Below are 25,761 nucleotides of genomic sequence, written 5' to 3' on the forward strand. Positions count from 1 at the left end.
TCTGTTTTTTTGGTTAGGATGCTCATGGACAAGCCGTGGCATCGGTATTATCTAATTTAGAGCCTTTTGTAGTGATGATTATGGGATTAATATTACTATCGAAGCCAATTACAGGTGTAGAAATTCGCGCGGCGGAGTGTAGTTTTATTATCCGTTATCCGAAAGGAAAGAAGATATTACAGGTTATGTGTACGGGCCTTGGCATATTTGTTATGTCGATGGCGATGTAACGAAAGCTTAGATCAGGTTCATGGAATGATAAAAACGGCTCGTCCGCTTCTTCTTAGGAAGGTCGGTTCGAGCCGTTTGGCTTTAGAGCATGTATCCACTTAGGGACGACAAGGCTTAGTTATTCTTGCTGTTGCCTTTACCGGCGCTGCTATTTTTACGATCATGTGTGCGGGTTGTCGTATTTTTACGCGCATGTCCTTGCTGTTTAGCCATGAACCATACCCCCTCTCTATAGAGATAGTATGGGAAAGTGTATCGATTCTATGCTCAGGAGAGGTTAATGTATATCACCCAAAAAAATGTATATGACGAGATGCGGGAATCACGGATATACATAAAAAATGTAGATTTATTTATCTTGGGTCGGTGTGCTAGCTTGTAGGTAAGAGATGAGTCTGAATCCTCGACCATCCATTTATCAAGAATCTCAATACTTTAAAGTTCGGGCGAATGATCAAAAGATTCCCGTGATTTCTTACTTAACGGAAGAAAATTATGACTATGTGCATTTTTCCTTCTCTGGCACAACAACAGAAATTAACATTTTATCATGATTGCAGAGATTCAAACCCTCCATTAAGCCACCACCCCATAGATCTTTTGTTATAGTTACGTCCTAGGATTTATTTAGGAGGTTAGAACATGGTATTAAAGGTTGGAAATTTGTCCGTTACTTACGGTCAGAAACAGGCTGTCGATTCCATTAGTTTTGAAGTAAAGCCTGGTCAAGTATTTGGATTACTAGGTGCAAATGGGGCAGGAAAATCTTCAACCATTGCTGCTGTGCTTGGTATTGAAAAGAGCACTCATGAAGAGCTTAGCATCGTTGGTAAGTCACCATTACGCAATCGAAAGGACATATTTGAACAAGTAGGAGTGCAGTTTCAAGAAACCAATTTCCAAGATAAACTAACCGTTTCTGAGGCATGTGAACAGTGGAGATCACTCTATAAAAAAACGGCTGACGTACCTGCTTTACTACATACCTTTGGGCTTGCAGATAAGGAAAAGCAACTGGTTAAGTCACTTTCTGGCGGGGAGCGTCAGCGACTAGCCGTACTCCTTGCTCTAATTCCTGAACCGAAGCTTGTGTTTTTAGATGAACTGACAACGGGGCTTGATACCAAGGCACGTCGTATGCTGTGGAAGGAGCTTTTAACAATGAAAGAAAACGGTTTGGCGATTGTATTAACATCACATTACATGGATGAGGTTGAAGTCTTATGTGATGAGATATTAATTCTGCGTGAAGGTCAAACCACCTTTCATGGAACCATTCAGGAAGTGTTAGTCGCAAGTGGGCAACCAACGCTTGAAGATGCATATTTACATTTTGCTGGTGAGGAGGAATACTGGGGATGAGTACAATGTTTGCACTTTTAAAAATAGAAGGTAAGCTGGTATGGAAAGGTATTGATATCCTAATTTTCGGTATATGCTTCCCGATCATTTTGGCGACCTTGTTCGGTTACGTACTTAGTAAAGATGCATCGGCGGGTTCATCTACCTTTGAATTATCCTACGCTGCTGTTATAACTATTGGTGTGCTTGCAACGGGTGTAATGGGCCTTCCGTTAACCATTGCTGATTATCGACACCGCGGTATTCTGAAACGATTCCAAGTAACACCGGTATCCCCTTTACAGATTTTATTTGCTCAAGGTCTAATTCAACTTTCTTCTGCGCTTGTTTCATTTATAGGCGTTACTCTCGTATATTATTTATTTTTTGATTATCATATAGCAGGCTCCTGGCTGATGTTCTTGAGCGTATATGCCTTTGTTATTTTAGCCATGTACAGTATTGGCACTTTCATTGGCAGTGTCGTACCGGATCAAAAGTCAGCGAATATGTGGAGTTCTATCGCCTACTTTACGATGTTATTGTTCTCCGGTGCGACGATTCCATATGAAGTGATGCCGCGCTTTTTTCAATGGATCATGGATATATTACCTTTGTCACATGGGATTCATTTATTAAAGCTGGTAAGTACAGGTGGAGAAGCGTCGGGTATGACAGTACCGATTTTGATCTTAGGTTTTATTACCGTGATCTGTTTGACTGGGGCAATCAAATTTTTTAAGTGGAAGTAGGTGAAAGGGATGTACAAAACCAAAGAAATTGCAGAAATGGTTGGGGTACATCCCAACACCGTACGGATTTATGAAGAGTGGAGATATATCTCATCTGTTCCGAGAGGCGAAAATGGTTATCGCATATATTCAGACTTGCATTTATTTCAACTAAAAATGGCTAGAGTCGCTTTTCGTTGTGAAATTGTTCAGGGACTTATTCGGGCAAAGGCTAGAGCTATTGTTGAAGCTAGCGGCAAAGAGGATTTCATTCAAGCGCTAGAGTATGCGCAAAGCTATTTATCCCATCTACAAAAAGAATATAATCGAGCGCTAGAAGCTATTGAACTTTCCGAGCAGTGGATGGGTGGAATAAAATCTATATCTACGGGGACGTATACACGAAAAGAGGTAGCTCAAATTCTAGACCTCTCACCTGAAATTGTTCGAAATTGGGAGCGAAATGGATTAATCACAGTCCCTAGACTTTCAAATGGATCTCGTGTATATACAGAAAATGAAATAAAACGATTGAAAATTATTCGTACTCTAAGGGCGGCACATTATTCAATGAGTGCAATCCTTCGGTTGATGAATCAAGCAGAGAAAATGAGTGGGACTGATTTTAATATTAAGAAAGTACTCGATACCCCTGAAGATCATGAAGACATTATTTCAGTGACAGATCGATTAATCTATTCATTGGAACAAGCCATTGAGTCTGCAAATGAGCTTATATTGTTACTGAGGGAAAAATTGAACCTAGGGAAGTAAGCCTTGGGGTTAGAAACACATTCCGGTGAATTGTGGTTTTGCCAAGCCACGGTTCGCCTCCATATGGAGCGACCCAAAAGACACCCTCTCGGGTGTTCTTTCTGTTTAGAGACCAGTGCAGTTACTAGGTATATAGCGTTGCACTTCATATTACAATTCGACGTCAGATGCAACAAACTTACAAGATAATGCAAGAAAACGTATTATAGTAGTTTTAACTCTATTTCGCCTGTAATATGAGTTGTGAGAGGAAGGGGGCATACAAATTGAAGGTAATATTTGAAGCTGATGCAGGGATAGATCGAAGTGTTACCAAAGTCACAACCAATCCTGCCGAACAAGAAAATTGGATACATATTGAAGAAGCACTAAACAACGCTGAACAAAAGCTTGTAGTCATTAACGCAAAAAATAACCGTAACGTGCAAATCTTGTTAAGTTCTGTTGCAGTTATAGAATCGGAAGATCGAATGTGTAGTGTACGTGTTATTACTGGAGAAATGTTTCTTCTTAATAAACGATTAAAGTTTGTTGAAGAAAGCCTGGATTCACATTTTTTGAAAATTAATAATCAAACCATCGTTAATACAAGCTACATAAAGGAGTTCTCATCAACAGATAATGCACGAATTAAAGTGATATTAAATGACAATTCTAGTTACTTTGTTAGTCGCTTTTACATTAAAAATTTTAGGGGGAAATTATCATGATAAACCAATTGAAACAATCATTTTTTCAAGTATTTACGATGACATTATTGTGGATAGTCTTGCTTATAACTGTCTTTTTTAAGGATCAATCGATCAGTATCGTTTATATGTGGAATGTTGTAGGAATCGCTTTGATTTCAGCCGGAATATTTGGGGTTATTTATAATGCTCTATGGAATTACTTCACTTTAAAGCCGATTTGGAATATTGTTATCTCTTCAACTTTCAATATTTTAGGCGGAATCCTCGCTGTTTGGTTATTTTCAAAAGATATGTTTCATTTCATAGCACCTTGGTTTCCGGGAATGTTGTTACTATCCGTTGTATTGCATACCATTGCCTTTTATTTTTACGCTAGAATAGATAGTAAGAAGAAGGCTGAAGAGTTGAACAAGATTTTGAAGTAGAGGTTTCCAATGGTGGATCGGAATGCGCCGGTGTATTTTAATCATAAAGTGTTGGATGTAACCGTGTCGATGGAGATAGCGGTGGATACAATCTGCAATGGGTCTGGAGTTCCGGTTATGCCGCGGTGAAGGGGCTTGCCGACCATAGTGCCAGAAATGATTCGTTATGAATGATTCGACTCCCACGAAGATGTCTAGTTCGGCAGTATGCTTTATAATTAGATGAGACCAAGTTACAAGGGGGCTCATATATGATAACAAAAGTAAACCGGCAGTTAAATGATGGGCCTAAGATTCAAAAAGAACAAGATATTGTTACCAAAATGATTCGTATATATTGTAAGAAGAAACATCGTCATGAAGGACTTTGCGAGGAATGTCAGGATTTAAATGAGTATGCTCTGAAGAGGCTAGCCTATTGTAAGTTCGGTGAAGAGAAAACAGCTTGTGCAAAATGTCCTGTCCATTGTTATAGACCGGATTATCGTCAAAGAATTAAAGGAGTCATGCGTTTTTCTGGTCCGTGGATGCTACTATATCACCCCATTGAGTCGATTCGGCATATCCCACTACCAGATAAGTTGAGGAAATAAGATTCCAATCTCCAGTTCGACCTAAACTAAAATCAAAACGAAACCGCCGTTCAACACTGAAACTGGTTTGCCATTGATAAACCAATTAAAAGATTCATTTTTTCAAGTATTTACGGTGACATTATTGTGGGTGCTAGATATAAGATTTTGAAGTAGAGGTTTCCAATTCTAAAGATCGTAACGATTCACAACAAAAACAGAGCCATGACCTCCTGAAAAGGGGGCTGGCTCTTTTCGTTTTTTGAATTGGATATTGGACAATACATAGTAATCGTCTAAATCATTTTACCTAATGTGTCTATGGGTCGCGCTGAAATGGGAACAATTATGGTAAGCGCTGGAGGGCCATTGGTGATGGACAATGCACCTCTCTAATTAGGATGTCTTATTTGTTCTGATGTAAGCCATGATTTACGAGTCACTTAATGTTATAATGATTATTTACAATGAAAATTAGGGTGATCTACTACAATGAAGGAAATTCAAACAAATTCACACCACAAGCTGATTATTATCGGTGCAGGTGCTGCAGGCTTAATGGCTGCTATTACTGCGCGGGATCTGGGGATAGATACTGCCATTCTGGAGAGTAACGACCGGATTGGAAAGAAGATATTAATGACCGGTGATGGCCGCTGCAACATTACGAATGAATCCACTGCGACGGGTACAGATGAAGCCGTCGCTTTATCGCGCAAGTATCACAGTAGTCAGGCTGGATTTCCATTGACGGTGTTGCAACAATTTGGTATCCGCCAAACCATTGACTTTTTCTCAGCGCTTGGGCTGCCGCTTACAAGATTGAAGGAAGGCTTGATGTATCCGATGTCGCTGCAGGCTGCATCAGTGTTGGATATTTTTCAGCTTGCGCTGGAGGACCGGAATGTTCCGGTATACCTTAATAATAAAGTGTTGGATATTACCGTTTCGACGGAACATCCACGCTTCACGATTAAATGCCAAACGGAGACAGAGGAGCAAGTTGTTTATACCAGCGAATACCTGTTTCTATGTACGGGTGGCCTTACCGGTCCGAATACGGAAAAGGATAGTCCTAGTTATACGCTTGCCGAACGTCTGGGGCACACCTTGGTCGAGCCTGTACCGGCCATTGTGCAATTGAAGCTGCACTATCCGAATTTGAAGGCGCTGTCCAGTATTAAGTTTCAAGGACAGGCTCATATCATCGTAAACGGTAAAGTCCTCCGTAGCGAATCTGGTGAAATTGGCTTCACGGACTATGGTATTTCTGGCCCGGTAGCTCTCCAGTTAAGCAGAATTGCAGCGTATCATCTCGCAAGAGGAGAAGCTGTAACCGTATCGGTCGATTTGATGCCAGGCCGCACGGAGGAAGAGGTAATTGAATTTTTGGATATGCACTGGGAGAGCTTTGGACATCGGACTGTTATCGATTCCCTCGTCGGTATCTTCAACAAGAAGTTGGTCCCCGTCCTGCTGAAGGAAGCAGGTATCGATCAGCAACCAGACCTGCTTTGCCAGAATCTTTCGCGGAAAACCAAGGAGAAATTTTATCGAATCTTGAAGAGTTGGGAATTTAAAGTGACGGATACCAATGGCTTCGCGAATGCACAAGTGACAGCCGGTGGCATCGATACGACTGAACTAATCGAAGGAACTCTGGAATCCAAGCTAGTACCTGGGCTTTTTTTGGCAGGCGAACTGATAGATGTGGATGGAGACTTCGGCGGTTATAACCTACAATGGGCCTGGAGTTCCGGTTATGTGGCCGCAATGGCGCTTGCTAAGCAAATGTAATGAATTCATAGAAAAGAGGATGTATCGATCAATATGAATGAGGATCAGACTTCTAAGCACCACGAGTTGTTCATTATTGGTGCAGGTGCTGCAGGTTTAATGGCCGCCGTTATTGCACGGGACCAAGGTATAGATACCGCGATTATTGAAAGTAATGATCGAATTGGGAAGAAGATATTAACGACGGGCAATGGGCGTTGTAATATTACGAACGAATCTACTGCGACGGGTACGGATGAAGCGGTCGCTTTATCGCACAAGTATCACAGCAATCAGGCTGGATTTCCGCTACATGTGCTGAAGCAATTTGGTGTCCGCCAAACTATTGATTTTTTCTCCTCGCTCGGGCTTCCTCTTATAAGCTTGGAGGATGGCCGGATGTATCCGATGTCGTTGCAAGCTGCATCTGTGCCGGGTGTTTTTCGGCTTGCGTTGGAGGATCGGAATGTTCCGGTATATTTCAAGAATAAAGTGTTGGATATTACTGTTTCGACGAAACATCCGCGCTTCACGATTAAATGTGAGACGGAGACAGGGGAACAGGTCGTTTATACTAGCAAGTACCTATTTCTATGTACGGGTGGTCTTACCGCTCCAAAAACGGGAACGGATGGATCCGGCTATACGCTTGCAGAGCGTCTCGGGCACACTCTGATCGAACCTGTTCCGGGCATTGTGCAATTGAAGCTAGATTATCCGCATTTGAAGGAACTGTCCGGCATCAAATTTGAGGGACATGCCCATATTATTGTAAACGGTGAAGTCATTCGTAGCGAATATGGCGAAATTCTTTTTACAGCCTATGGCATCTCTGGCCCGCCAATACTTCAGTTAAGCAGGAAGGCGGCATATAACCTTGGAAGAGGAGAAGCTGTGACATTGTCGGTTGATTTGATGCCGGACCGCACGGAGGAAGAGGTAGTTGAATTTCTGGAAACACACTGGGCGATCTTCGGACACCGAACTGTTGCGGACTCCTTTATCGGCATCATCAACAAGAAGCTGATTCCCGTCTTGCTGATGGAGGCAGGAATTGATCCAGAGCTTCACCTACTTTGTCAGGATCTATCGTGGAAAGCCAAGAAAATACTGTATCGAATCATGAAGCGTTGGGAGTTTATAGTGACCGATACTAATAGCTTCACGAATGCGCAAACAACAGCCGGAGGCATCGATACGACGGAGCTAATCGAAGGGACGTTGGAATCTAAGCTAGTTCCAGGGCTGTATTTGGCAGGTGAAGTGATGGATGTGGATGGAGACTGCGGTGGATATAACCTACAATGGGCCTGGAGCTCCGGCTATGCTGCTGCGATGGCGCTTGCTGATAGACGCAACAGCAACAAAACCTACGTCGATCAAGATTGAAGAGTTAGTGAGACAAATAATTCAATCGTATACGATAATACAAACAAACCACTGATAGATTCAGTGGTTTGTTTTGTGATAGATAGAGATACGATCTCAAAATCTATTTGCGCGGGGTGAGATATGGGCCGAGCCCCGTTGCAATAACCTGATGTCCCCGGTCATTAGGATGGATGGGCATAAATCCGCTTAATGCATCTTCAATCTTACCTTTTTGATATCCATGAATAAGACCTGTCTGTTTTCCTTCAAACCACTTATGTGTGGGAGCTACAGTTACATCATAACTATGGGCTAGCTCGTTTATCATACGATTAAATTGGCCTATCGACTCAACTGCAACAGGGCTGTTCGGAAATGGATTGTATTGCGTGCAGCAAATGATCCGAGCGCGACTTCCTTTTTTTATTCGAGTAAAAATGGTACCTAAGTTACGTCTATAGCTGGTTACAAAGTGTTGTACAGCTAATGGTTTCTTGGATCTAACTGAAGTTAATGCCGCATTGGCTAAATCTACTCCTCCGATCCATACAGAAACAACAGAGGAATGACTGATTAATGGGGACCCTCGCCAGATCACAGCATCCAATAGATCACTGCTACTCCAACCTGGCCGAGCCAGTACAAACCCACGAGCCCTGCATGAGTCTGAATTTAAAGTGGATACACTCAATTGGGGATAAGCCTTTGCCCAAGAAGAGGCATTTTCCCCAAATGTAATGGAATCTCCAAGAGCTGTATAGATCATAAGAATATCACCAACCCCACTCTTAATCATATATACAACGTACATAGCCTGATGAAAAAACGATGTAGCGATCTTGGAGATATTATATTGCAACCATGAGCAGGTTGTGTGGACGTTAACAAATATTGCTTCAATACGAGCGGAATGAAATCACCAGCACCAGTTTAACGAACTCTCCAAGCTAAAATACCAGCATTCATACTGCGGCAAGCATTCATCGCAGCTTCAGGCGTATGGTATTGTTCTCCCCATGCTACAAGATATCGGAATTCATAGAATCCACCCAAGGTAGCTGAGAAGTTGGTTTCCCAGTAATTATTCATCGCCCAAGCATATAAATGACCGGGATCTTGCTGTAGCTTGGCATCTCCATTCAGCAGACGGAACTGATGATTTAACGATCCGAGTTGAATGAGTGGCGTATCTGGCATGGCAATAGCAACACCATCATGGTCGGTTACATACGCAGCGCCATCGCCTAAGCAATAGTAGTCTGCCAAACTGCCCGGCAATTGATCTTTGCGAGGGCGTGTTAAAGCGCCCATTTTATCGATCCATAATTCCTCAGTTCCACTTGTAATTGGACTTCCGAAAGGAAGAGAAATATATAAATTCTCTGGGTCCCATACACTGTCCTTGTGTAAACGGACTGCCACATCCACGCGAGGGTGATTCGCATAAGCCGTAACTAGTAAAGAGTAATGTGAGCAACCAGCTACCTCAAATGTCAGTTGGACTGTACCATATACATCACCTTGTGAGATGACTTCTGCTTTGGTGAGGACACCGGTAGAAATAACCGCATCAGGACCTTTTCGATTCCGTCCCATTTTCCGTCGGACTTCGTACATTTCTTGAACATTGGCCGCATGGGTCACATCATACACAGGTGTAAAGGCATGGTGATTACGGTCCTGCCGCAACATATCCTTCTTCGTATGTTTATCGATCCAAGATGTAATGCCCGCTCCTTTAGTCCACTTGATGGTTACGAACGGTGTATCAATATAGGTGGATGTGATCTTAAATGGTTGCTCGTCATTGGTTATATCCAGATCCATCATTCGATCCGATCCAACATAATCGTTACAAGTTGCGGTCTTCTTTATATTTGAATTAACGGCCTGAATATGAATAGTTTTCTCTTCTCCGGGCTGGAGTGTAACAGGAATACTTACAATAACGCCTCGTGTTGCACGGCTGAGTTGAGATGTATATAACTCACCGCTGTCTACATCGCGGACTTCAAATCCGTCTTTAATTAGATCGTAGTGCCAGCCTTCCATAATGAGCTGAGCGAAATCCTCTTGAACATAATCGAAAGGATTATACAGTTTAAATTTCATCGGACGATCCGGGGATAGAAGGGCGTCTCCCTTTTGCTCAAGAATGTCATATAACGCACGATGAGCTGCGGTGCTAGCATTTGCTGCAAATGCTTCTTTACGCAGACCTAATTCTTGGACAAACGGATTCCAAGGCTCGGTAACCGATGAATGATAACCCCATGTATGCTCTGCAAAAAGAGTTAGTTGGTATTCCATGTCCTTCATGGATTCCGGGGATACGATCTCACATTGAGGATCCAGTCGCTTTACCTTTTGATACACCCGCTGTGCTTCGCGAAATACCTGCACATGCTTTGGTGTTGAACCTACGCCATCAGTCCACCAGTCCGGCCAATCTCCGCGATGCACGGGGATGTCATCAGGGTGATTCTCCGCATGTTCACGGACTTCTGCAAAGAAATCTTCCAAGGTAGCAGGTACGATCGTAATTTGTTCCCCGTACTTGGCATTCCACTCTGAGATGAATTCCATAATTTGCGGATTGGGTGAGCCGTTGTCCGTTGGCAACCCGGAGAACATGACTGGTGCAAAACGGAATGCATAGCCATCTTGCTCAAGTCTGTCGATGTAACGATGAATTCGCGCCTCAGCGATCTCAAAGGTAACCCCTTTGCTTGTATCGAATTCGTCTTTAGTCGTGTAGTTACCGCCAATCCCAGGGATGAAGCCTAGATCATTGCCGAACATATAATGCTCACCATTCCAAGTCAGTAACCGTTCGCCACTAGGCATTTCCCACCAAAAAGGGTGTTGCTTCTTCCATAGCGGGTACATGGAATGATGCGTATGAATGCAGGTTATTAAGTTCTGAATCCCTGCATCGAGCAAGACTTGACCATATCCCCAACTGAATCCGGTAATATCGGCAGTCATGGCGGATGTCACGGGAGCTTGAATCGATTCTCCATAACTGCGAATGCGCTCAATCATCGATTCAAACAGTTCTTTTCCTATCAATTCACTCATGTTGAGGTAGGTGCCGGAGAGTCCGATATCGCCTCGGCGAACAGCTTCTGCAAATTCTATTTTCTCTTGGTCGTTTGCTCTCTTCAGAAAAGTTTCAACTGGCCAGAAGGTCTCGCATTCCCACTTAAATCCGGTCCATTCTGGACGGCGACCGGAATGAATTTCACGTAAAATGTGCAGGGCTTGGCGAATAAAGTCCACATGGTATTGCTGGATTTTCTCCTGACGTTCCGTATAGCCGACATCTGTATGGGAATGATGTATCGCATAAATTTTCCATGGTTTGTTGAAGGTCATTGTAAATCTCTCCTTTGGCTTTTTTATTGATGGCATAACATGATCAGAGCCTTGACTTCATTGTTCGAACAGACGCGAAATACCGATGAATGTATGATTCAGCATGTTGCCTGAAGTGTAAATTTGAACTTGCTGTGAATGGATGTGATCTTGAAGTGCATTGCCAAACAAATCATAGCTTTTAGAAAGTTGTCCTCCGAGAACGATGAGGTTTGGCTCGTACAGCATAATATACGGAATGAGCATTTCTGCAAGACGCTTACCAAACTCGGAGAAAACCGCTCTACCGGGACCGCTACCGAGTCTCGCTAATTCAGCGAGTTCCTTCACATCCATTCCCGGCTGTAGGGCTCCCAAATCTTGAGCAAGCTGCAGGATCCCCCTCTTGGAGAAAGCATCATCTATGATCCCATCTTGATAGGGTTGATTGTACAACCATCCATTAGCAGGAATACCTTGGATTTGGTGGTTAATCTTCGATTGATCGATAAAGGCAGAGCCGAGCCCGGTGCCCAAAGTCAATGCAATGAAGCGATCTTGAGGGAAATCCACACTTACACCTAGCGCAAACAGTCTAGCATCATGCTCAAAACGGATATCCGCACTTTTCAGGCGCTGAGCCCATACCTCGTCTATTTTCTCAAGTCGTTCGGAGAATTCTTTTCTTAAATTGATTCCATAGAGAGATTCGAATTTACCCAGTCCCTGGACATAACAAATTCCTTGCTTATAGTCGAACGGTCCGGGAAAAGCCAAGCCAATATGCCAGTGGCTATCCCGTTCATCTCCTATGAATTGTGAATGATAGAACTCGTATTGAGATCTAAAAATAGTCATAAACTGCTCGAGAATGACCTCTTTATCCTGATCTGCAAGCGAAGGAAACTCCATTTGACTAGTTGAAAGAGGGATACCATTCTCCACAAGGCATGTTTTGATGAATGTTCCTCCTACATCAAGTGCAATGACGATGTTAAGTTCCAAGCAGACTCACATCCCAAGCCTTAGATACGCCGGCTTTAATTAATTTGCATGGTTCATTGCCGAGGTTGATCATCTTATACTCTCCAAATCCAGCAGGAAGAATATAAGATTCGGCATAACTGAACTCTACATAAATGGATTCATCCGCACATGAGACGATCCTCACTTGTTCACCTTCTACCAGATTGTACATGACCATCTCATCATCCGTGTTATCTTTCCATGTATCATGCAGGTGCAACCGGTGTACATAGAACAGTAAGTCATCACGCTGGCCTAATACATACTCCTCGTTAGCCCCTTGGGTTTGCAGTAAGGTAGGGAGTGGTATTAGATTTTCTTCTACCCATTCCGTTGTTTTATAGAAATCAATATTCTCGAACGCATGATCGATGTTAATCGGGCGTGGCTTACCATCTAAGCCTTTACGGAGATAATCATAAATTTTAAAAGTAAACCACCACGTGGTGGAGGAGATTTCTAGCACTAAGTTACCTTTGCCGGATGCGTGTACAGTTCCTGTGGGAATCAGAAAAAGATCGCCTTTATCCGCAGCATAGGCATTCACATAGTCTGTTAACGCAATCGGGATGCCGGTTTTCTGAGCCGTTTGTACGGCTTCATAGAATCCTTCTTTGGAGCATTGTTCTGTCAGACCTAAGTAGACCTCGGTATCGCCTTTTTTCTCCATAATATAGTAGGATTCCTGTTGCTCCATAAACTCGTTGAATTGATTACGAACGTATTCTTGCTTCGGATGGACTTGGCATGACAAGTTGCTACCATCAATCGTATCCAAATAATCAAAACGGATCGGAAAATAATCACCGAATAGTTTGACGAGCCGATCTCCGAGGATTCTTGGGTGTTCATAATGCATTACGGTGAGAAATGGTACCTCGATCTGCTTACCTTCATACTCCAAAATGATCGAGTTCTCTGGTGCGATCGGTTCAAAACTCCAGGCACAATTGGTCCAATTCTCCGGCAAATCCGCGAATTCCTTGAGGAATTGACCGCCCCATACTCCAGGTGCAAAGAATGGTTTTACGCGCATAGGTGCTTTGGCAATGCCTAAGATCATTTGAAGTAATGTAAAGGTTGTTGTCATGACCGGATCTTCCGGTTGATTCATATCGACGTAATAATGAACAAACTCTAAAATTTGCTTGCGATAGGTTTCGAAAACAGGCCATTCTACAAACAGGGATATTTTGTACTTCTCTACATCATCCCGGTTCCAACTGAAACCGAAATTTAGTAGCTGTTGTTTGTGCTCCATCTGTTGATACTCGCGAGAGACATCCAGGAAATAGCTAATGTCAAACATGCCTTCACCAAGCCAATAGGCCCCTGGACCAAATGTGATGACAACGGTTGGCACACCGGATGGTGGAATAGCTGCTATGGCATCATTCATGATGATTGAAGCTTCATATTTGGCATCAGATCTAAAATAATCTTCGATCGTTCCTTCTGTAAAATATCCGAACGCGCGGTTGTCAGTAATATGATGATGAAAATGTTGTCGCAGTGCTTCACTTGTTTTTAAGAAACTGCTGGTTCCTAATACAAAGACGTGATGGCCCTTTTGTTCAAGAGCTTCTACAGTTTGTTGGAGAATCGGCTGAAAGTGAGCTCCATGTGTGCCGTCAAAGGCAACACGTATGATGTTGCTTTGACCCTCTTCGGCCAAAGAAACCACTGGAGCTATAATCGCTTCACACCCATGCTGCAGACCTGGTTCTGCAAAAGGAGCTTCTGAACCAGGCTCTATAGGATGATGAACGCGAACAGGATTGATGGGTCTTTTCTGAAACATTCAAGTCACACTCCTATACAGTGAATAGATTCATTGTAAGAAGTTTTGAACTTTATATCTTTAGAAATACACCCCTGTTTTTTGTACAATTCGGACATATTAGCGAGGGTGGTGGAATAACGGTGTGGTTATGTTTGTATTCGATCTTGCCTTCCATCTGCGAATTGGGATTTTCGAAACTTAGCGGGGGCGACACCCAACATTTTTGTAAATACACGGGTAAAATAATGAACGGAATCGAAGCCTGCCCGTTTGGCAATATCCTTAATGGCGATGTCGCTGTTCAGCAGCCATTCTTTTGCTCTTTGAACTCGATGTTCCTGAACATAATGCACGAATGTCTGGCCGAGCTGGGAATGAAATAGTCTGGATAAATGCCGTGAGGAAATACCGAGCTCTTGTGATACATGTTCAATTCTCAAAGGGGAGGACAAATTATCTTCAATGTATAGCTTAGCCCGTTTCAGTAGGCGATGCTCCGCCGTATCTTCATCCAGAGAATTCACACTTGAGTCCGGTAAGGGAGAAAATCCGTGTAGAAAAGAAAGCAACAAAGAGAGGACAAGATGCTGCAACATATCTTTGGAGATGGGATGTTTACTTTCGGCCATACTGAAGATCGTCTGCCAAATCTGAGCAGAGATGCTAGCGTCTTTCGATTCGGCTACGATTTTTCCACGGTGGATCAAACTTCGGAAATTCCTGGAATAGTTCTCGGAAGTCCGTGATTCGTCGATCTCAAAAGCAACAAAAAACAATGTAAGGCCTTGCTCACTGCGAATTTGATGCCATATACCGGGCCTTGAACAGAATAAGATACCTTCCTGCAATAGATAATCGACTCCGTTGTCGGAGTATTCTCCACAGCCTTCAAGTACATAACAGATTTCGAAGAATGAATGGCGGTGTAGAGAGTTATTATAATGAGAGGGCATAAACCCCCAATAATGAATGCGGAAAGAAACCTGTTCTCCGGCAATTTGCGTTATATGTTGATTGAGTAGGGCGTTCGCTCTTCTGAAATCCTGATCAAGCATGATGAACCCTCCAGATAAACTTATAATTCTATAACAATTATGTATATTATATTTGATTCTATCAAATCTGAAAGGGATGATGTATCTTTATATAGAAGTATTAATTAGGTATCGAGATGACAATCAGGAGGTAACACATGAATAGACAGATGCTAGGAGTTCCACTAGAAGGTTTTGCTGATTTTAGCAGAAAAGTAGCTGCAGAAGGTGCTGTCTTGCTAAAAAATGAAGGCCATGTTCTTCCGATTCAAGATAAAGAAAGCGTTTCAATCTTTGGCAGAACTCAAGTTAATTATTATCGTAGCGGTACAGGTTCGGGCGGTAGCGTTCATGTTACACATACAACCAATTTGCTAGATGGTCTTCGGAGTAAGCAGCATATTACAATCAACGAAGACTTAGCCAATGTATATGAAAAGTGGATTGAGACAAACCCATTTGATAACGGTGGAGGCGGATGGGCTGCAGAGCCATGGCATCAGAAAGAAATGCCTTTAACTGATGAACTGGTCACTGAGGCACGCAAGAAATCGGACAAGGCGATCATTGTGATTGGACGTACGGCAGGCGAAGATCAGGATAATGCTAATGAGCCGGGAAGTTACCAGTTAACCGCAGATGAAACAGCAATGCTGAAACAAGTCACTACATATTTTGAACAAACCATCGTGGTGCTGAATGTATCGAATATTATCGATATGAGCTGGATGAATGATGAAGGTTATGTGCATCCGATTCCATGTGTGATCTATGCTTGGCAAGGTGGCATGGAAGGCGGCAATGCGATTGCCGACGTGCTGGTCGGAGAAGTGACACCTAGTGGTAAATTAACCGATACGATTGCTTATTCAATCGAGGATTATCCGTCAACCCGTAACTATGGTCATGAGTTTACAAGCGTTTATGAAGAAGATATCTATGTAGGGTATCGCTATTTTGAGACGTTCTGCCCGGATAAAGTCCAGTTTGAATTCGGATTTGGTTTATCTTATACAGAGTTTACAATCGAGCCTGAGGAGGCCATTCTGGTCACCAAAGAAGGAGAACAATACTTCGAACTAAGTGTAACCGTACAGAATATTGGAACAACTTTTGCAGGTAAAGAGGTCGTTCAGGTCTATTATGAGGCACCACAAGGAAAGCTGGGCCAACCTGCAAAAGTTCTGGCAGCGTTCGGTAAGACGAAAACTCTTGAGCCGGGTGAATCGCAGCGACTTACGGTAAGCTTCCCTGTGCATTCTATGGCGTCCTATGATGACAGTGGCGTGACAGGGCATCTTTCTGCGTATGTCTTGGAAGCAGGGACGTATCACTTTTATGTCGGAAACAGTGTCAGAAATCTGGTGGAAATAGGCGTTCAAGAACAAATCGGTTTCGTTGTGGAAACTCTTCAAGTCGTGGAGCAGTTGGAGGAAGCGCTGGCACCAACGGAAGGCTTTGCGAGAATGAAGCCGGGTGTGCGGCGGGAAGACGGTTCGTATGAGCTCACCTCTGCAGAAGTACCAACTCGAAAGATTTCTTTGGCGGAACGGATCGAAAATAATCTACCTGGAACCTTGGAGCAAACCGGTGACAAAGGGTATAAATTGCAAGATGTTTATGACCAAAAGGTCAGCATGGAAGCTTTTATCGCTCAGCTCAGCGATCAAGATCTAGCCGCAATTGTCAGAGGTGAAGGCATGAGCAGTCCGTTGGTCACACCGGGTACGGCTTCGGCTTTTGGGGGCGTAAGCGACAGTTTATACAATTATGGTATTCCGGTTGCTTGTACGGCAGATGGTCCGTCAGGAATTCGTATGGATAGCGGATTAAAGGCGACTCAGGTTGCTATTGGTACCTTGTTAGCGGCAACTTGGAATGCTGAATTGGTTGAAGAGCTTTATGTCATGGAAGGTCAAGAATTACTTAGCAACAACATTGACGCGTTGCTTGGGCCTGGTTTGAATATCAGACGTAGTCCGCTCAATGGGCGTAACTTTGAATATTTTTCAGAGGACCCGTTGATTACTGGGATTTTTGCTACGGCATGTACTCGCGGTATTATGAAAGGCGGCTCAAATGCTACATTGAAGCATTTCGCTTGTAACAACCAGGAGAAATATCGCAGTAAGGTAAATGCCGTTGTATCTGAGCGTGCCCTAAGGGAGATTTATCTAAAAGGATTTGAAATGGCAGTGAAGCAGGGCGGCGCGAATTCGATTATGACTTCTTATAATCCGATCAACGGGCATTGGGCAGCTTCTAACTATGACTTAAATACTACTATTCTTCGCAAAGAATGGGGCTTTAAAGGTATCGTCATGACAGATTGGTGGGCTGTGATGAATGACGTTGTCCATGGAGGGGCTCCAAGTAATAAATATACGAACGCGATGGTGCGCGCACAAAATGATCTATATATGGTCGTTAATAATTACGGCGCAGAGATTAACTCTTTAGATGATAATACGATTGAATCTTTGGAAAATGGCTCCTTAACTCGCGGAGAACTCCAACGGAACGCGATCAATATTTGCGAGTTCATTATGTCCGCACCTGTGTTTTCCAGAAAACAAGTGATTGAAGAGACGGTTCATCATTTTACGGCCAATCCATCTCTTGTACCGAATCAAGTACAGGCATTGTCTCAGAATACACAGATAAAACCTGCTACTAGTGGATCGACCTTTATGAAGGTAGATGAGGCTGGTCAGTACCGGATCATTGTCAATATCATGTCTCCTGATACCAACTTAGCCCAAAGCGCTTGTAACGTGACGCTGAATGATCAAGCAATGACGACCATTCAAACGAATGGAACAGACGGCAGATGGATCAAACAGAAGCTCGTGAAAATAGAGCTGGAAGCTGGCCTTTATGAATTGAAGTTTGACTTTGTCAAACCAGGTTTGCAGATCGATTGGATTGAATTCAAACAAGTGTAAATGTAGAAATATGGAGCAAACAGAAGAGACACCTGAGAGGGTGTCTTTTTCCAATTTAACCCTATACCCGCTAATGAGTATCTTAATGGCCTTGGATGTGCTACAATAAGTTTATTGAGATAGAGACCTAAGTAATTCGCATAGCGTAGAGGGTTATTCTAGATTTAATAACCTTGTACCATATGTGAATTTTTTTTATTTTTAAAAAGATAAGAATGTCATGTAAATTTTAATTAGGTGGTAATAATTATGGAAACAGGCACAGTGAAATGGTTTAACGGAGAAAAAGGTTTTGGTTTTATCGAAGTTGAAGGCGGAAATGATGTATTCGTACACTTTAGCGCAATCGTTGGAGACGGTTATAAATCTTTGGACGAAGGCCAGCGCGTTGAATTCAACATCGTAGAAGGCAACCGCGGTCCACAAGCCGAAAATGTCGTAAAACTTTAATCTAAAGTTAAGCGCCCTAAACAATATGTTTGGGGCGCTTTTTTTATTGATGAATCCTTGTTCAGATATTGGTATATCTATCTTAGTGAAGGCGACAGCTTATTGCTTATTGCCCCAAACCTTTCTACGATGTGTTGCGGATCGGATCATAAACGCAGCGACCAAAAGGATTATTGTCGCAGTTGCCAGGACAACAGCAAATGACTTATCAAAAGCCGACTGTGCTATTTGGGCGAGAGTAGATCCAGCTGCAACGGGCATATTTTCTGCGGCCAAAAGAGCTTCGTCAAGGCTATCTTGAACGACCGGCGGTACGGCTAGTCCTTCAGGAATAACGATTGAAGCTGTATAAACGAACGAAGAAAGACTACCAAGAAGCGTAATGCTTAGGGCACTACCAAGCTCGAACGATACTTCCTCTATGGATGCGGCCATGCCTGCCTTTTCGATTGGGACATGAAGCATGATTGAATTTGAGGCAGTTGTCATTGCTCCACCAAGACCTGCACCCAGAATCATTAGGGATGCGATCTGTAAGGTTATATTTCCGTTATGGAAGAGCAGAAAGGCACCCATCCCCAAGCCGGAGACAAACAGACAGACCCATTGTACCTTCATCTTGTCAACACGATGTAACACTAACCCGATGAGTATACCTGAGATGAAGGAAGCTATTGAAGTAAATACAACATACACGCCCGCCTCTAGGGGAGAATACCCTAGGACAAGCTGGAGTCGCTGGGTCACGACCAACTCCATTCCAACAAGTGCGAAGGAAGACAGCAGTGCTGTCACCACTCCTGTAGTAAAGCGTGAATCTCTAAAAAGAGAGAAATCGATTAATGGATCAGGGTGCTTACGTTGACGACGTATAAAAAAGATCATTGCTACGATTCCAATTACGGCGGAAATCAAAGCGATTATATATGAGCCTTCACGTCTGCTGATCTCCTTAATTGCATATACGAGGCCAATGAGGCCAATCATAATCTGGACGGAACCAAATAAATCCCACTTTTTATTCTCATTCCCTTTACGGTTGGGGATAAGAAAAATGCCCAAGATCAGTGCGAGAATAGCTATAGGAATATTGATGAGGAAAACCGATCCCCACCAGAAATGTTCCAGTAAGAAACCACCAACGAGTGGACCCATACCAGCTCCAACAGATGAGACGGATGCCCAAATACCAACAGCCAGTGAGCGTTCACGCTCATCCGAAAAGGTCGTACGAATGATCGAAAGTGTTGCAGGCATCATCATGGCTGCACCAATAGCAAGCAGGGTACGTGCGGTAATAAGTACATATGGTGCCGGTGCGTAGGCCGCAATCAGTGAAGCAATCCCAAAGACAGCAAGTCCGGTAACGAAGAGTTTTTTATGCCCAAGACGATCTCCTAGTGTACCTAGACCGGGCAATAGCCCTGCCATCACGAGTGGATAAATGTTAACTATCCAAAGTTTTTCCGAAGCGGAAGCAGCGAGATCATGAGTTAGCTGCGGCAGAACCGTGTACAGAACCGTCATGTCGATGACGATCAGAAACAGTGCGCTGGACACAATCGCCAGCACTATCCAGCGTTGAAGTTTAGATAGTTGAAGTGTAGACATTAGTAATCCTCCATAGATGTATATATCAAAAGTATGTGTTCTAGCTAACCCTCCCTCAGGTAGATAGTAGCGAACGATGCTCCTTGACAGGGAATCGCTGTTACGTTATGTATTGTGAACTATAGGGTAACCCGACAGTCAAGAGGGGAGAATAAAAATGTCAACGGACTATGATCAATACTTTACGACAAGTGAATTCGCCAAGGTATGCGGGGTAACGAAGCATACGTTATTCCATTATGATGACATTGGCATATTAAAACCGGAGATCGTTAAGGAAAACGGTTATCGCTATTATTCTTACAAGCAGTTTTATACCTTTGATATTATTGCGGTCTTGAAAGGGACTGGAACGTCGTTGAATGAGATAAAGGAATATATGAAGGACCAAAATACAGAGCATTTTTTAACAATGCTCAAGCAAAAACAGAAGCAGTTGGTTGAAGAGCGAAGAAAGTTAGAGCGAATGCAGAGGCTTTTACAGGGAGCAATAGATAATACTGATCGTGCGCTTCATGTTAATTGTGGAGAGCCTTGGGTCATGGAATGTGAGGAAGAGTATTTCCTTGCGGTTAGGCTAGCGAAAGACGGTGGGGAAAAGGATCATGTCCGAAAATTATATGGGATATTTGATTATTGCGACGAACACCATATCGAATATGACTTTTCTATCGGTACGATCATTTGCAAGACCCATATAGAGGAAGGGGTCTATGACCCCGATTATTATTGCAATAAAATCAGGTATAAACATGAAGGCGAGCTAATGTATATCAAGCCAAAGGGTAGATATGTGATTATGAATCACAAGGGATCATATGAAAGTTTGCCTAAGTCTTATGAGAAGCTAAAATCATATATTGCTGCTAGTAATTTAACCATTACGGGCAACGCATACGAATATGATTTACTTAGTTATATAGCTGTTGGGGATCCAGATAAGTATGTCATTCAAATTGCGATCCAAATTTAACAGAGGAGACACCTGAGAGGGTGTCTTTTTCCAATTAAACCCTATATCCGCGAATAGGTATCTTAATGACCTTAGATGTGCTATAATAAGTTTATTGAGATAGAGACCTAAGTAATTCGCATAGCGTAGAGGGTTATTCTAGATTTAATAACCTTGTACCATATGTGAATTTTTTTTATTTTTAAAAGATAAGAAAGTCATGTAAATTTTAATTAGGTGGTAATAATTATGGAAACAGGCACAGTGAAATGGTTTAACGGAGAAAAAGGTTTTGGTTTTATCGAAGTTGAAGGCGGAAATGATGTATTCGTACACTTTAGCGCGATCGTTGGAGACGGTTATAAATCTTTGGACGAAGGTCAACGTGTTGAATTTAACATCGTACAAGGCCAACGCGGAGCACAAGCCGAGAACGTTGTAAAACTATAATTCAGAGCTTAATGCCCCAAACCTAGCGGTTTGGGGTATTTTTATTGTTCAGTTAATTTAATACATAGAAAACTCCTTTACAAATAGTTTACAAGAATAACGCTGTTAATTAACAAAACTCCTTCAGACTATAATAGTTGCAAATTGGTTGGGAAGATCGATGATTTGTGCAATTATACAACAGAGGAGATTACTACATGATGAACAGAAGATTCAAATCCTTTATTTGTACTTCACTTGCCTTACTAACGTTGTCTCAGACGATGTTGACGGCATCCGCGGCTGCAGACAAGCCAAATACGAATACCGGCAAATGGATGTCGGGTGAGTATCATACACATACGGTGCAATCGAATGATGCTTCTGAACCTAGTTTGAAACTTGAAAATGTCTTGAATGCCGCATTCCGTGAGGATTTGGATAGTCTATCGGAGGATGCAATGGCTTCATTGAACTATGGTACACCGTTTGATTATCTTGTCGTAACGGATCACCTTCGTAACTCGCCAAGAAATCCGGAGGGCAATGAGAAGGATAGCGCCCGTTGGGAAGCTATTGCAGATCAGGAGAGCAAGATTACCGAGCTGCAGAAGAGTGGGAAATATGCAGGAAAAATAATTTACCCCGGCTTTGAATGGGATATGATGGGACTTGATCATGCCTCGGTTGGGATTGTTGATTCGAAAAGTGATGCTGTGCCGATAGATGCAATTCATCAGTTTGAATATTTGTACAGCTACGATACCACAAGTGATCAATTCACTTCGAATGAAGCTCAGAAATGGGGGGAGCGGCCTACTAAGGATGAGCTCAAACCCGACAAAGATAAGAGCTTTGAAGCGGTGGAATGGCTGAAAAAGTATTATCCTGAAAGCTATGTCTTACTGAACCATCCATCCAGGCACAATGGTAGTAACAGTGGCGTAGTCACCATTGAAGACTTGCGTAAATTGAATGATATAGCCCCTGACATTGTATTCGGTATGGAAGGAATGCCAGGCAATCAGATGGCTGCTAGCGAGAATCGTTCTGAACTTGCTGATATTTACGGCGGTGCAGATGTCATGATCTCGCAGGTTGGCGGTGTTTGGGATGCTTTGCTTGGTGAGGGCCGACGTTTCTGGAATTTTACCAATTCGGACTTTCACTTCAAGGTTAGCAGCAACCGCAAGTATTCCAGCGGATACTGGCCAAGTGAATACTCCAGAAACTACACATGGGTTGAAGGGAACACCTTCAAGGATGTAGTAGATGGTATGCGCTCGGGTAAATCCTTCGCCGTCTATGGCGACCTCATCAATGCGCTCGATTTTACGGCAAGTGGAAACGGTAAGAAAGCAGGAATGGGCGAGGATTTGCAAGTGTCTGCAGGCGATAACACGAACATTACCATTCGTTTCAAGAGCCCTGAGTTCAATAACTATGCACCGATTTCAGAGCATGAAACCAAAGTTGATAATAAGGTCAAGGTGGATCATATCGATCTGATCTCTGGTGAGGTTACAGGTCGTCTTGATGAGAGCGAATATGCTAGTAATACAACGAATGATACAACGAAAATCGTAAAACGATTCACTGAAGCAGACTGGGGACAACCGGATACCGAAGGTTATTACACTATTAATTACACAGTGCCGGCAGATACCAGCCGCTATTATCGTCTGCGTGGTACAAATCTTGGCGTCGATGTAGATGGCTATACGAAGAACGGTGAACCACTGAAAGACCAGTCCTTTGATTATGAGGGAACGGCGACAGCGGAAGAGAATGAGCAGCGTTTTAATCATATCAATGATCGGAATTATACCAGCATGTGGTTCTATTCTAATCCGATTTTTGTCGAAGTTCCGGGTAGTAATTCGGACATGTCTTTCAATGATGTGAGCAGCCATTGGGCGGCTTCTGCGATCGATAATATGGTGAAAAAGGGACTGTTCTCTGGTATCTCAGAGACAAGCTTTAGCCCAAATACGGCAATGTCTCGTAGTATGTTAGTCACGGTTATGCACCGTCTGGCTGGACAACCGAGTGGGGGAACTCATTCATTCCAAGATGTTGGAACAGATACCTATTACAATGATGCAGTTGCATGGGCAAGCACGAACGCCATTGTTAAGGGTGTTGATAGCAAGCGATTTGCTCCAGAACAATCTATTTCACGTGAACAGCTAGCGGTGATCGTCTATAACTATGCGAAATTCATGGGAATGGACGTTAGTGCGACCAGTACGCTTGCAGATTCCACGGATGCCGGCAAAGTTTCCTCGGAGTCTTCTAACGCGGTGCAATGGGCGGTTGGATCAGGTCTCCTATCTGGAAAAGGGGAGAATGTACTCGATCCATCGGGGACAGTGACTCGTGCCGAGGCGGCAACCATCCTTCAGCGTTTCATACAAATAACGAATCATAAATAGTATTGCATGATATGTAAAGGGGGTATCCCATCAGCCATTTCTGGGCTTTTGGGATACCCTTTTGGTTTATAACTTGATCTTCATCGTCTTAACAATCCAGGCCGCGGCTTCCGCGCACGTCGAGATTATTTATAAGATTGATCCATGTTATGGGTTGACCTTATACTATACTTTGAATCCTTTGTATCAGATAGGAAGTGATGACGTTGGCAACTAGCCGTGAATTCGTGGAGCAAGATTATGTTATTGAGCACGTGAGACAGACTTTTCAGTGTACCGTACTATGGTGCGAAGGGCGTGCATGCCTAGAGTATGGCACTGAGGAGGAGTTATATCTTATATCTAAATACATACAAGAAAACTTTGATAAAGATCTTCTGGATGTGTTTTTTACAGCTATTGAGAGCATTCCACTGGAACCGTAGACTGCCCTGCCTTATCGCATAGTTCGCTAATATAATAGGAGAAGTCCGCCAATTAGAAGGACTTCTCCTATTTATATAGGCTAATGCAATTTCGTTCCTTTTAACAAAAGCAATCCGGAGTTGAATCGGGCGGTATTTTGGGCGTAGGATTATCGGCGTTTTCTTCGAATGCGATGAGGGCATGTGTCGCATGGCTGAGTAAGGCCCCGGCTTGTGTAGAAGTGGCGATTAATACTGCTTGGAATATTTCCTCCTGCGTGCCGCCCAGCGCTTTGCACTTCTTGACATGTACATCGATGCAATAAGGACAGCCCGTCACATGGGCCACGGCCACAGCAATGAGTTCCTTCTCTTTTGCGGCAATGATATCTGAAGCATGAAAGACATCTTGCTCGAATGCCAAAAAGGAATTGGCAGCTTGTGGAGCCAGCTTCATAAGATCAGGAATGCGTTGCAGATTAGTACGGTCGTAATAATGTGTCATCATCTACCTCCCATAAAATATTGATAAACTCAGCATAATTGTAGGAGAGAGAGGATCATTCTTCCGTGACAATGTCACACAAACCGATCTAATGTATTCTGCAAAATATGATGATCAATAATTTTAATTTTCCCTCTGCTTAACCTAATGGCACCTAAATTGACAAAATCGCGTAAGACGCGGGTGATAACCTCGCGGGATGTGCCAATTTCGATGGCAAGTTGTTCATGAGTAAGGAGTATATGGTCTGTATTTGCCGATGCTAAGATTAAGTATTCTGCAATCCGATAAGGAATGGGTTGGAAAGCGATATTTTCAAGGAGCTGGGTAACATTCGTCATGCGATCAATGAATTGCTTGTAGATGTATTGTCTAATCGGCTTGATGGTGTCCATCCAACCTCTAAATACGTGTACAGGAAGCAGTAGAACCTCCGTATTCTCTTCAATCGAGACCGATGCCTCGTATTCTGTTTCCCCTAATATGCTTGCCATCATAAGTACGCAGGACTGACCACTACTCACGCGATACAAGGTAATCTCTCTACCTGTTGGGCTTATTTTGAAAATACGAATCTGTCCGCCCATAATGAACATGGCATGCTGAAGCATATGACCTTCTCGAATGGAGTGTGGGGTAGAGGGAGTAATGGAGAGGATTTCTGCAGCATTCCAACTATCATCGGGGACATGAGAGAAAGAGGGGAACAGCTGCTGGATTTGCCGGATTTTCTGTTCAGGAAGAACATGCATAGTAGAGCTCCTTTGAGAGAAATAGTAGCTTAATCATAATTTATTTCCAGTATATAGAAAAGAACCTCGTGTTCTCTCCGCTACTTCGAGCCTAAAATGGTTAATTTTTTTCAGGATAACATAAAGGAGTCGCCCTCTAAGGAGCGATTTCTTTTTTCTTCCATG

The 25,761-nt window shown here is 43.0% G+C and carries 22 protein-coding genes and 1 pseudogene; 15 read left to right on the forward strand and 8 right to left on the reverse strand.

Translation table 11 applies throughout. The annotated features are described in order from the left end of the window. Positions 1-38: 38 nt before the first annotated feature. From IEW05_RS25870 to IEW05_RS21610, 9 genes and pseudogenes are all read left to right on the forward strand, one after another. A pseudogene (locus IEW05_RS25870) lies at positions 39-241 on the forward strand (D-alanyl-D-alanine carboxypeptidase family protein); the annotation flags it as partial. A 632-nt stretch (positions 242-873) separates the two neighbouring features. Further along, entirely contained in the window at positions 874-1,593 is a 720-nt protein-coding gene (locus IEW05_RS21570; protein ID WP_188541926.1) for an ABC transporter ATP-binding protein, read from the forward strand. Beyond that, positions 1,590-2,324: an ABC transporter permease gene (locus IEW05_RS21575; protein WP_188541927.1), complete on the forward strand. Its 735-nt coding sequence runs from the start codon at positions 1,590-1,592 to the stop codon at positions 2,322-2,324. Before IEW05_RS21570 ends, IEW05_RS21575 begins: the two co-directional genes overlap by 4 nt. 9 nt (positions 2,325-2,333) lie before the next feature. Beyond that, positions 2,334-3,077 carry a MerR family transcriptional regulator gene (locus IEW05_RS21580; RefSeq protein WP_188541928.1) on the forward strand — a complete coding sequence of 248 codons (744 nt, stop codon included), beginning with the start codon at positions 2,334-2,336 and terminating at the stop codon, positions 3,075-3,077. Positions 3,078-3,343: 266 nt separating this feature from the next. After that, positions 3,344-3,787, forward strand: a complete 444-nt coding sequence (locus IEW05_RS21585; protein WP_188541929.1) for a LytTR family DNA-binding domain-containing protein — start codon at positions 3,344-3,346, stop codon at positions 3,785-3,787. Further along, positions 3,784-4,194, forward strand: a complete 411-nt coding sequence (locus tag IEW05_RS21590; protein WP_188541930.1) for a hypothetical protein — start codon at positions 3,784-3,786, stop codon at positions 4,192-4,194. The genes IEW05_RS21585 and IEW05_RS21590 overlap by 4 nt, the downstream gene beginning before the upstream one ends. A gap of 251 nt (positions 4,195-4,445) precedes the next feature. Next, entirely contained in the window at positions 4,446-4,787 is a 342-nt protein-coding gene (locus IEW05_RS21600) for a nitrous oxide-stimulated promoter family protein (RefSeq protein WP_188541931.1), read from the forward strand. A 471-nt stretch (positions 4,788-5,258) separates the two neighbouring features. Further along, positions 5,259-6,563: a BaiN/RdsA family NAD(P)/FAD-dependent oxidoreductase gene (locus tag IEW05_RS21605; protein WP_188541932.1), complete on the forward strand. Its 1,305-nt coding sequence runs from the start codon at positions 5,259-5,261 to the stop codon at positions 6,561-6,563. A 33-nt stretch (positions 6,564-6,596) separates the two neighbouring features. Then, the gene (locus IEW05_RS21610; protein WP_188541933.1) at positions 6,597-7,931 is read left to right on the forward strand and encodes a BaiN/RdsA family NAD(P)/FAD-dependent oxidoreductase; all 1,335 of its coding nucleotides are present in this window, start codon (positions 6,597-6,599) and stop codon (positions 7,929-7,931) included. Between the two features lie 103 nt (positions 7,932-8,034). Here the strand turns inward: IEW05_RS21610 and IEW05_RS21615 are convergent, their stop codons facing one another. The 5 genes from IEW05_RS21615 to IEW05_RS21635 all read right to left on the reverse strand — a co-directional run bounded on the left by IEW05_RS21615 (position 8,035) and on the right by IEW05_RS21635 (position 15,134). Next, complete coding sequence (locus IEW05_RS21615) at positions 8,035-8,772, reverse strand: SGNH/GDSL hydrolase family protein (protein WP_308420462.1); 738 nt, start codon at positions 8,770-8,772, stop codon at positions 8,035-8,037. Between the two features lie 71 nt (positions 8,773-8,843). Next, complete coding sequence (locus IEW05_RS21620) at positions 8,844-11,291, reverse strand: glycoside hydrolase family 38 N-terminal domain-containing protein (protein ID WP_188541935.1); 2,448 nt, start codon at positions 11,289-11,291, stop codon at positions 8,844-8,846. A 57-nt stretch (positions 11,292-11,348) separates the two neighbouring features. Beyond that, positions 11,349-12,275, reverse strand: a complete 927-nt coding sequence (locus IEW05_RS21625; RefSeq protein WP_188541936.1) for an ROK family protein — start codon at positions 12,273-12,275, stop codon at positions 11,349-11,351. Then, a complete protein-coding gene (locus IEW05_RS21630) occupies positions 12,265-14,097 on the reverse strand; it encodes a class I mannose-6-phosphate isomerase (RefSeq protein WP_188541937.1) in 1,833 nt (610 codons plus the stop codon). The genes IEW05_RS21625 and IEW05_RS21630 overlap by 11 nt, the downstream gene beginning before the upstream one ends. A gap of 128 nt (positions 14,098-14,225) precedes the next feature. Beyond that, on the reverse strand, positions 14,226-15,134 hold the full coding sequence (locus IEW05_RS21635) for an AraC family transcriptional regulator (RefSeq protein ID WP_188541938.1): 909 nt from the start codon (positions 15,132-15,134) through the stop codon (positions 14,226-14,228). Between the two features lie 137 nt (positions 15,135-15,271). Here IEW05_RS21635 and IEW05_RS21640 point away from each other — a divergent pair, with 137 nt between their 5' ends. Continuing rightward, entirely contained in the window at positions 15,272-18,058 is a 2,787-nt protein-coding gene (locus IEW05_RS21640; RefSeq protein WP_188541939.1) for a glycoside hydrolase family 3 C-terminal domain-containing protein, read from the forward strand. A 249-nt stretch (positions 18,059-18,307) separates the two neighbouring features. After that, entirely contained in the window at positions 18,308-18,508 is a 201-nt protein-coding gene (cspD, locus tag IEW05_RS21645; protein ID WP_188541940.1) for a cold-shock protein CspD, read from the forward strand. A gap of 99 nt (positions 18,509-18,607) precedes the next feature. Here cspD and IEW05_RS21650 read toward each other — a convergent pair whose 3' ends face one another. After that, positions 18,608-20,119 carry an MFS transporter gene (locus tag IEW05_RS21650; protein WP_188541941.1) on the reverse strand — a complete coding sequence of 504 codons (1,512 nt, stop codon included), beginning with the start codon at positions 20,117-20,119 and terminating at the stop codon, positions 18,608-18,610. A 157-nt stretch (positions 20,120-20,276) separates the two neighbouring features. Here IEW05_RS21650 and IEW05_RS21655 point away from each other — a divergent pair, with 157 nt between their 5' ends. From IEW05_RS21655 to IEW05_RS21670, 4 genes are all read left to right on the forward strand, one after another. Continuing rightward, positions 20,277-21,092 (forward strand): MerR family transcriptional regulator, encoded by an 816-nt coding sequence (locus IEW05_RS21655; protein ID WP_188541942.1) that lies wholly within the window; start codon positions 20,277-20,279, stop codon positions 21,090-21,092. Positions 21,093-21,320: 228 nt separating this feature from the next. After that, on the forward strand, positions 21,321-21,521 hold the full coding sequence (locus IEW05_RS21660; protein ID WP_188541943.1) for a cold-shock protein: 201 nt from the start codon (positions 21,321-21,323) through the stop codon (positions 21,519-21,521). A 197-nt stretch (positions 21,522-21,718) separates the two neighbouring features. Continuing rightward, entirely contained in the window at positions 21,719-23,935 is a 2,217-nt protein-coding gene (locus IEW05_RS21665; protein ID WP_188541944.1) for an S-layer homology domain-containing protein, read from the forward strand. 206 nt (positions 23,936-24,141) lie between these two features. Continuing rightward, on the forward strand, positions 24,142-24,360 hold the full coding sequence (locus IEW05_RS21670) for a hypothetical protein (protein ID WP_229753650.1): 219 nt from the start codon (positions 24,142-24,144) through the stop codon (positions 24,358-24,360). Positions 24,361-24,460: 100 nt separating this feature from the next. Here the strand turns inward: IEW05_RS21670 and IEW05_RS21675 are convergent, their stop codons facing one another. Next, positions 24,461-24,844 (reverse strand): carboxymuconolactone decarboxylase family protein, encoded by a 384-nt coding sequence (locus IEW05_RS21675; protein ID WP_188541946.1) that lies wholly within the window; start codon positions 24,842-24,844, stop codon positions 24,461-24,463. 74 nt (positions 24,845-24,918) lie between these two features. Then, positions 24,919-25,596 carry a Crp/Fnr family transcriptional regulator gene (locus tag IEW05_RS21680; RefSeq protein ID WP_188541947.1) on the reverse strand — a complete coding sequence of 226 codons (678 nt, stop codon included), beginning with the start codon at positions 25,594-25,596 and terminating at the stop codon, positions 24,919-24,921. Between the last annotated feature and the right edge of the window lie 165 nt (positions 25,597-25,761).

Source organism: Paenibacillus segetis (assembly GCF_014639155.1).
Taxonomy (GTDB): domain Bacteria; phylum Bacillota; class Bacilli; order Paenibacillales; family Paenibacillaceae; genus Fontibacillus; species Fontibacillus segetis.

Coding starts and splice junctions, on each gene's coding strand:
- IEW05_RS21570 (WP_188541926.1), top strand. CDS start 874: ATGGTATTAAAGGTTGGAAATTTGTCCGTTACTTACGGTCAGAAACAG.
- IEW05_RS21575 (WP_188541927.1), top strand. CDS start 1,590: ATGAGTACAATGTTTGCACTTTTAAAAATAGAAGGTAAGCTGGTATGG.
- IEW05_RS21580 (WP_188541928.1), top strand. CDS start 2,334: ATGTACAAAACCAAAGAAATTGCAGAAATGGTTGGGGTACATCCCAAC.
- IEW05_RS21590 (WP_188541930.1), top strand. CDS start 3,784: ATGATAAACCAATTGAAACAATCATTTTTTCAAGTATTTACGATGACA.
- IEW05_RS21600 (WP_188541931.1), top strand. CDS start 4,446: ATGATAACAAAAGTAAACCGGCAGTTAAATGATGGGCCTAAGATTCAA.
- IEW05_RS21605 (WP_188541932.1), top strand. CDS start 5,259: ATGAAGGAAATTCAAACAAATTCACACCACAAGCTGATTATTATCGGT.
- IEW05_RS21610 (WP_188541933.1), top strand. CDS start 6,597: ATGAATGAGGATCAGACTTCTAAGCACCACGAGTTGTTCATTATTGGT.
- IEW05_RS21620 (WP_188541935.1), bottom strand. CDS start 11,291: ATGACCTTCAACAAACCATGGAAAATTTATGCGATACATCATTCCCAT.
- IEW05_RS21630 (WP_188541937.1), bottom strand. CDS start 14,097: ATGTTTCAGAAAAGACCCATCAATCCTGTTCGCGTTCATCATCCTATA.
- IEW05_RS21635 (WP_188541938.1), bottom strand. CDS start 15,134: ATGCTTGATCAGGATTTCAGAAGAGCGAACGCCCTACTCAATCAACAT.
- IEW05_RS21640 (WP_188541939.1), top strand. CDS start 15,272: ATGAATAGACAGATGCTAGGAGTTCCACTAGAAGGTTTTGCTGATTTT.
- cspD (WP_188541940.1), top strand. CDS start 18,308: ATGGAAACAGGCACAGTGAAATGGTTTAACGGAGAAAAAGGTTTTGGT.
- IEW05_RS21650 (WP_188541941.1), bottom strand. CDS start 20,119: ATGTCTACACTTCAACTATCTAAACTTCAACGCTGGATAGTGCTGGCG.
- IEW05_RS21655 (WP_188541942.1), top strand. CDS start 20,277: ATGTCAACGGACTATGATCAATACTTTACGACAAGTGAATTCGCCAAG.
- IEW05_RS21660 (WP_188541943.1), top strand. CDS start 21,321: ATGGAAACAGGCACAGTGAAATGGTTTAACGGAGAAAAAGGTTTTGGT.
- IEW05_RS21665 (WP_188541944.1), top strand. CDS start 21,719: ATGATGAACAGAAGATTCAAATCCTTTATTTGTACTTCACTTGCCTTA.
- IEW05_RS21675 (WP_188541946.1), bottom strand. CDS start 24,844: ATGACACATTATTACGACCGTACTAATCTGCAACGCATTCCTGATCTT.
- IEW05_RS21680 (WP_188541947.1), bottom strand. CDS start 25,596: ATGCATGTTCTTCCTGAACAGAAAATCCGGCAAATCCAGCAGCTGTTC.